Origin of the sequence: Yaniella sp. (genome assembly GCF_030453185.1) — a bacterium.
Lineage (GTDB): Bacteria > Actinomycetota > Actinomycetes > Actinomycetales > Micrococcaceae > Yaniella.
Genome location: NZ_JAKDKW010000098.1, coordinates 1 through 7,066, shown reverse-complemented (window position 1 = coordinate 7,066; position 7,066 = coordinate 1). Strand labels below are relative to the sequence as shown.

Annotated in this window: 6 protein-coding genes and 1 tRNA gene; 6 read left to right on the top strand and 1 reads right to left on the bottom strand. The window is 57.8% G+C overall.

Annotated features, from left to right (window positions below):
* Window positions 1-12 precede the first annotated feature (12 nt).
* Window positions 13-96: transfer RNA gene (locus L0H14_RS11230), tRNA-Leu, on the bottom strand.
* Window positions 97-331: 235 nt separating this feature from the next.
* Here L0H14_RS11230 and L0H14_RS11225 point away from each other — a divergent pair.
* The 6 genes from L0H14_RS11225 to L0H14_RS11200 all read left to right on the top strand — a co-directional run.
* Window positions 332-1,126, top strand: coding sequence for a DUF3662 and FHA domain-containing protein (locus L0H14_RS11225; protein ID WP_301421852.1), 795 nt, complete (start codon window positions 332-334; stop codon window positions 1,124-1,126).
* A 3-nt stretch (window positions 1,127-1,129) separates the two neighbouring features.
* On the top strand, window positions 1,130-1,615 hold the full coding sequence (locus L0H14_RS11220; protein ID WP_301419594.1) for an FHA domain-containing protein: 486 nt from the start codon (window positions 1,130-1,132) through the stop codon (window positions 1,613-1,615).
* Window positions 1,616-1,617: 2 nt separating this feature from the next.
* On the top strand, window positions 1,618-3,072 hold the full coding sequence (locus L0H14_RS11215) for a PP2C family serine/threonine-protein phosphatase (RefSeq protein ID WP_301419593.1): 1,455 nt from the start codon (window positions 1,618-1,620) through the stop codon (window positions 3,070-3,072).
* On the top strand, window positions 3,072-4,478 hold the full coding sequence (locus L0H14_RS11210) for an FtsW/RodA/SpoVE family cell cycle protein (protein ID WP_301419592.1): 1,407 nt from the start codon (window positions 3,072-3,074) through the stop codon (window positions 4,476-4,478). The genes L0H14_RS11215 and L0H14_RS11210 overlap by 1 nt, the downstream gene beginning before the upstream one ends.
* On the top strand, window positions 4,475-5,923 hold the full coding sequence (locus L0H14_RS11205; RefSeq protein ID WP_301419591.1) for a penicillin-binding transpeptidase domain-containing protein: 1,449 nt from the start codon (window positions 4,475-4,477) through the stop codon (window positions 5,921-5,923). The genes L0H14_RS11210 and L0H14_RS11205 overlap by 4 nt, the downstream gene beginning before the upstream one ends.
* Window positions 5,920-7,066 (top strand): protein kinase (locus L0H14_RS11200; RefSeq protein ID WP_301421851.1); only part of this gene is annotated, 1,147 nt, incomplete at its 3' end. The genes L0H14_RS11205 and L0H14_RS11200, both read left to right, overlap by 4 nt.

The following is a 7,066-nucleotide window of genomic DNA, read 5'->3' as shown; positions in this document are numbered from 1 at the left end:
TTTTTCTATCTGTGCGCGAGGGGGGACTTGAACCCCCACGTCCGTGAAGACACTGGCACCTGAAGCCAGCGCGTCTACCAATTCCGCCACTCGCGCGAGTGACTTGTGCTTCAGTGCATCTGCGCTAAGCACGATCTATAGTATAAACACAAACAACCTTCGAACGCTAATCAGCCATCAAGTTTATGAAAATTTCTGGCGCCGACTTTAGGCTTCATGTAATGCTGTGACTGATGTGCGAAAATGTAACTACATGTGACAAATATTCGGTGCAGAACTACTGTTGAGTCTTTACCGGTTATCTGCATGACACGTTGAAAGGAGTGCCGAGTTGGGCATCTTGGATGGTTTAGAGAACATTCTCGAACGTTCCGTGCGCAAAATCTTCTCGGCCGGCGGGTCAAAAGGGATCAAACCGGTTGAAGTGACCAATGCGATGCGCACTGAAATGGACAATCGAGCCGTCACGATTTCGCAGGACCGCACTTTGGTTCCGAATATGTACACGATTGCGTTTTCTGAAGATGACTTCACGCAGGTACAACAGTGGGGCCGCGCTTTGGCCGAAGAGCTGTGCGACGAGGCAATCCGGCATGCCTCGGTGCAGGGTTATTCGCTATCTGGCCCAGTACGCGTGACGTTCATTTCAGATGAAGACGTCGTCAAAGGCAACATGCAGATCGAGTCGAGCACCGAAAGCTCCGAGGATATTGATCCGGGTCAGCCCATCTCGTACTCCGCCGACAAACACGTGTCCTCCCCTGCGGTTCAGCCCCCGCTTGAGATGACTGATCCCAATATGCGGGTAGATCAGACAGATTGGCGCCCGGTCGTAGAGATTGAAGGCACCCGGTACGCAATTAATTCGTCGGCGGCGGTCATCGGCCGGTCATCTGATGCCGATATCACGGTGGCTGATCCCGGCATGTCGCGTCGTCATCTACAAATAAGCGTTGCCGGGGACCGTGTGAGTGCGGTTGATATGGGTTCTACCAATGGTTTTTACGTGAACGGGCAAAAGGCGGCAAACACTGTAGATTTACACCACGGTGATATTATTACCGCCGGTCGGACAACTATCGTGTTCCGACTTGCCCCAGATACGACAACCCAGACACGGAGGTAGCCCGTGAGCGAAATAGCGATTACAGCGCTGCGTTTTGGGCTCCTCGCCCTGTTGTGGATTTTTGTGTTCTCTGTAATTGGTTCTCAAGGCAGATCGCTGCAGATCGCCCGCCCGGCACGCCTCACACGTCGTAAGGATAAGAAAAATCCTGAAGCATCCGAGACCGCTGCCGATGCCACGCCTGTGCCACATCGCGCTCTCGCATCAAAACTCGTGGTCACCGAGGGGCCGCTGACCGGACGTACGATTGATTTGGGTGGCCAACCGTTACTCATTGGGCGTGCCCAGGATGCCGGACTGGTCCTGGAAGATGACTACGCTTCAGGCCGGCACGCACGCTTATTCCCGCAGGGCAGCCGGTGGTTCTTAGAGGATTTGGGCTCAACAAACGGAACCTTTGTCCAGGGCGATCAGCTCACCCGCACGATGCCAATTGATCCGGGTACGGGAATCCGAATTGGCAAAACTGTTATGGAGCTCAAGGCATAACCATGGCCCTCGAGTTGAACTTTGCAGCCCGCTCTGACGTCGGACGAGTCCGTTCAAAAAACGACGACTCGGCTTACGTCGGCCGCTATCTTGCCATCGTCGCCGATGGCATGGGCGGACATGTTGGTGGCGATGTTGCCTCAGCTTCAGTGGTACTCGACCTCGCACCCCTGGACCGTAACAACCATCCGGATCCGGCTACGATTCTGCCCGATGAGATCCAATCCGCGAACCTGATTCTCAATGATCTGGTGCACGATAATCCGAAGCTTGCCGGGATGGGGACCACTTGTACCGCTGTACTGGTGGATAACGACATCGTGCATATGGCACACATCGGGGATTCCCGTGCTTACCGTCTCAAAAACGATGGTTTCGAACAACTCTCCGTTGATCACACTTTCGTTCAGCGTCTGATCGATGAGGGACGAATTAGTCCCTCCGATGCCGAATCGCATCCGCACAAAAACGTACTCATGCGGGTCCTGGGTGATGTGGATGCCTCCCCAGAACTCGACGTCACATCTTTTGCTGCTGAACCCGGTGAACGGTGGCTGTTGTGTTCGGATGGATTGAACGCCGTCGTTGATGACTACACCATCGAGATGTTGTTGCGCGCTGATAAACCACTCGACGATATTGCCCGGGATCTGGTGGATGAAACGCTGCATCGCGGCGCACCGGATAACGTTTCGATTGTAGTGTTCGAGACCGCCGAACGACAGATCACCGCTGAAGCTGACCCGAAGACCGACGAGTTGACCGAATCGGCTCGCGAAGTCACGGCGGCCCACAATGGTGAAACCGTTTCGGCATCACTGCTGCGCGCAGACCTCGCTTCACGCCCGCACTTATTAGTCGGCGCGGCCGAATTGGCCACCGATACCGACCAGATCCCCGTGGTCACCCGTTCGTCGTCACAAAAACGTGCCGCGGCCCTGCTACACGGAGCATCGGATGCCGCGCAACCAACCAGCACGCCCCCACCGGCCGAGCTGGAAGAAGACGCGGTCCCAACTGGCCGACGCTCCTGGCCGCTATTGACCATGGTCGGGGTATTTTTGATTTTATTTGCGACGTCGTTGGCCGTTGGCTTCCTGTGGATTCGAGGCCAGTACTTTGTCGGTTCTGAATCCGATCACGTAGCCATTTACCGAGGCGTCCCCCAGGCAATAGGTCCGGTGGAATTGTCCTCCCTGGAAGAATCGACTGAAATCCCGCTGTCCCGGCTGCCCGGATACAGTCGCCAGCGCGTAGAAACCGGACTTCCCGCACAGGACCTCAACCACGCCCACGAAATCCTGATGGACTTGGAGACCGCGTTGATTCCTGAGGCCCCACCGGTCTCACCCGGGGACCAACCGGAGGACACCGACATCCCGATCGCTGCAAACGGCGTATCCGCTTCCGCATCGATTGCCGGGGCAACCGCCGGCGCGATGGGAGGGAACCAGTAATGGCCCAAACCGATCAGTCCCTCAAGAAACCACTGCGCATTGCCGAATTGGTGCTGCTGGTGGTGTCCGTGGCCATTGGTTCCGGCGCCTACATGCTCTCCGGGCTCGGCATGGATCAGACCCTCGACGCCCACTACTGGATCCAGTTGGGTGTGATGTTGGCACTGGCCATCATCTTCCACATTGTGCTGCGCCTGCGCGCCCCGTTTGCTGACCAATACATTCTGCCGCTTGCTCTCACGCTCAACGGGCTGGGCTTGGCCATGATTCACCGGCTCGACCTGGTACCGCCCGGCGAAGCCTCGGCCAATAACCAACTGCTGTGGACGGCCCTGTCGCTCATTATCGCTATGGTGATCGTGTGGGGTATCCGCGATTACCGCAATATGCGCCGGTTCACCTACGTGTGGCTGCTGGCATCAGCGTTGCTACTCATCCTGCCGTTCTTACCGTTTATCGGCATGGAAATTTATGGTGCCCGCATCTGGGTCAACCTCGGCATCGGTTCCTTCCAGCCCGGTGAAGTGGCCAAACTGACGCTGGCCATCTTCTTTGCTTCGTACCTGAGCGCTAATCGTGACCTCATTTTGCTGGCCGGTAAGAAAGTCGGCCCACTGACCTTCCCACGCATGCAAGACCTCGGGCCGCTCGTTGTTGCCTGGCTCGTTGCCATGGGTGTGCTCATTTTCCAGCGCGACCTCGGCTCGGCCGTGTTGTTCTTTGGACTGTTCATGGCCGTGATCTACCTGGCGACCTCACGGTTGTCGTGGCTCATTCTCGGCTTCGGCGCTGCTGCGGTCGGCGCGGTGATCGCCGCCAGCTTGTTCCCACACGTCCAAGCCCGCATCGACGGGTGGCTCAATGCCTTTGATATGGACATGATTTACGCGGAGCACGGCTCCCACCAGATCGTCCAAGGACTCTTTGGGCTCGCCTCGGGCGGGTTCTTCGGTTCTGGACTGGGTGAAGGCCGCCCGGACATGGTGTTCGCAGCCAACTCGGATATGATTATCGCTTCGTTCGGCGAAGAACTCGGCCTCATCGGTTTGGCCGCCATCCTGTTGGTCTTCTTCCTGTTGATTACCCGGATCATGCGCATCGGGCTTTCCGCACGCGATGCGTTCGGCAAGCTGCTGGCCGGCGGGCTTGGCTGTGCGATGGCCATCCAGATTTTCGTTGTCGTCGGTGGTGTCCTGCGCGTCATCCCATTAACCGGCTTGACCACACCGTTTATGGCGGCTGGTGGTTCCTCACTGCTCGCAAACTGGATGATCATGGGGTTAGTCTTGTTAATTTCCCACACCGCCAACCGCCCCGTGCAAGCCGGACCGATGGTGAACGCTTCGGGCTTTGGTGCCGGCGCGGGCGATCCGGGACAACCAATCGGGGCAGGTGAGCACGAGTGAACGAATCGATCCGCTACGCCTGGTACGGCATCGTCGCCATTTTTGTGGTGCTGCTAGGTGCCGCCAGCTACATTCAGGTGATCGGCGCCGACGACCTGCGCACCCACGAAGCCAACAGCCGCGAACTGTATAAACAGTTTGGCGGCCCTCGCGGCCCCATTCTTGTGGAGGGCGATCCCATCGCCGAATCCGTGCCCAGCGATTCCACCAGTTTCGACTACCAGCGCGTCTACCACGATCCCGCCATGTACTCCGGGATCACCGGATTCTACTCGCTGAACTACGGCCAGACTGGGCTCGAACAGCGCCTCAATGAATGGCTTTCGGGCACCTCCGATGACCTCTTCGTTGAACGAATCCGGCAGCAAGTTACCGGTGAGGAAAACCCAGGTGCATCGGTTGAACTGACGATCGAAGAGGCCGCTCAACAGGCCGCCTACGATGCACTGCCCGAAGGCATGCAGGCCTCGGCAATTATCTCAGAACCCGATACCGGCCGGATCTTGGCCATGGCTTCGCGTCCCAACTACGACACCAATAAGTTAGCCGTGCACTCGACCACCGAGGCCTCGGCGAACATGGACGAACTCGTAGAGTCTGGCGTCTCCCCCTATAACAATCAGGCCACGTATGAGCGTCCGTATCCGGGGTCCACGTTTAAGTTGATCGATGCCATCGCCATGCTCGAGTCCGGTGAATACACGCCCGACGGTTCGGTGAACATCCCCAACGAGCTGCCGCTGCCGCAAACCAATAACTCCATTACCAACTTCCGCGGTGGTATTTGTGATCAGCGGCCTTCCGCCGAGTTCACATGGGTCTTCGCACAGTCCTGTAACACCCCGTTCTCCCAGGCCGCCATGGACATGGGCCAGGACCAAATTCTTGACGTCGCAGAACGCTTCGGCTTCAATGACGATTCACTCAACATCCCGTTGTCCGTGAACCCTTCGCACTTCCCAACCGAGGACATCGCCGATGCCACACTGGCACAATCCGTACTTGGACAAGTTGACGTCCAAGCCACCGCTTTGCAAATGAATATGATCGCCGCGGGTATCGCCAATGACGGTACCGTGATGAAGCCACAAATGGTGGATTCGGTCCGTGGGCCGGAACTCAACCTGCTCGAAGAAACCCAGCCGGAAGTATACTCGGAGGCGATCAGCGAGGAAACTGCGGGACAGATGACGACGATGATGCAAGATGTCGTCCAATCGGGTACTGCCATGCCAGCACGCTCGTCGATCCCCATCGCGGCAAAAACGGGTACCGCAGATATCGGTACGACGGGCAAAGTGAACTCTTGGATCACCGGATTTGCGCCGGCAGACGACCCCCAAGTGGCGGTAACGCTGGTATACGAAAACACAGATTACTCGGTGGGTAGCCAGCTCACCGCGACGAACCTTAAGACAATCGTGGAGGCGGTGGTCGAACAGTGAGACCAATATCGGGAATGACGCTAGGCGGCCGATACGAACTGACCGATCGTATCGCCATCGGCGGCATGGGTGAAGTGTGGAAAGCACGCGACACTGTGCTCGGCCGCATTATCGCCATCAAAATTCTCAAAGAAGAATATACCGGAGACCCTAACTTCCTACGACGCTTCCGTGCAGAAGCCCAACACACCGCCTTGCTGAACCACCCCGGCGTGGCCAACGTGTTCGACTACGGCGAGGAGGAAGGCTCCGGTTACCTGGTGATGGAACTGGTCCCGGGCGACCCGCTGAGCGCGATCTTGGACCGAGAAAAGGTGCTGTCACCGGATCGGTCCTTATCGATCATGGCGCAGACTGCACGCGCACTCTCCGCTGCCCACGACCAGGGCCTCGTCCACCGCGATGTGAAACCCGGCAACCTACTCATTGACGCCAAAAATCGCGTCAAGGTGACCGATTTCGGTATCGCTCGACTCGCAGACCAGGTGCCGCTGACCGCCACCGGCCAGGTGATGGGCACCGCCCAGTACCTAGCACCCGAACAGGCGACGGGCCAACAGGCCACCGGTGTTTCCGACATCTACGCACTGGGCATTATCGGCTACGAATGTCTGGCCGGACACCGTCCATTCACCGGTGAATCTCAAATCGCCATCGCCCTGGCACAGGTCAATGATGATCCACCCGAACTTCCGGAGTCCATTCCGGAACCGGTGCGCGCGTTGATCATGTCCATGCTGGCCAAAGAACCCGAAGACCGCCCGGCCGACGCCGATAAACTGGCCGCCGCTGCTGAAGCGCTACGTCGCCAGGACACCCAGGCCGCTATCAACTCCGTTCCCGGAATGGTCCCGTTCCTCACCTCGGGCAGTTTCGATTCGGATGCCACCCAGGTCATCAACACGGCAGGCTTTGATGGCATGGCCGACACCCATGCAACGCAAGTCATCCAGCCGTCCGAACCGTCCAGCACCACCGCAGCAATGCCTGCAGCAGAAGGCTCGGCACTTTCGGCACAGTCTGATGGCTACAATGCCGAGTCACTGCCCGAAGACGGCGCAGCCGACTTCGATACCTCAGACCAGGAGAAGAAACGCAGCCCGTGGTTTTGGCCGCTAATCGGCGTCGTCATTCTGGCGGCAC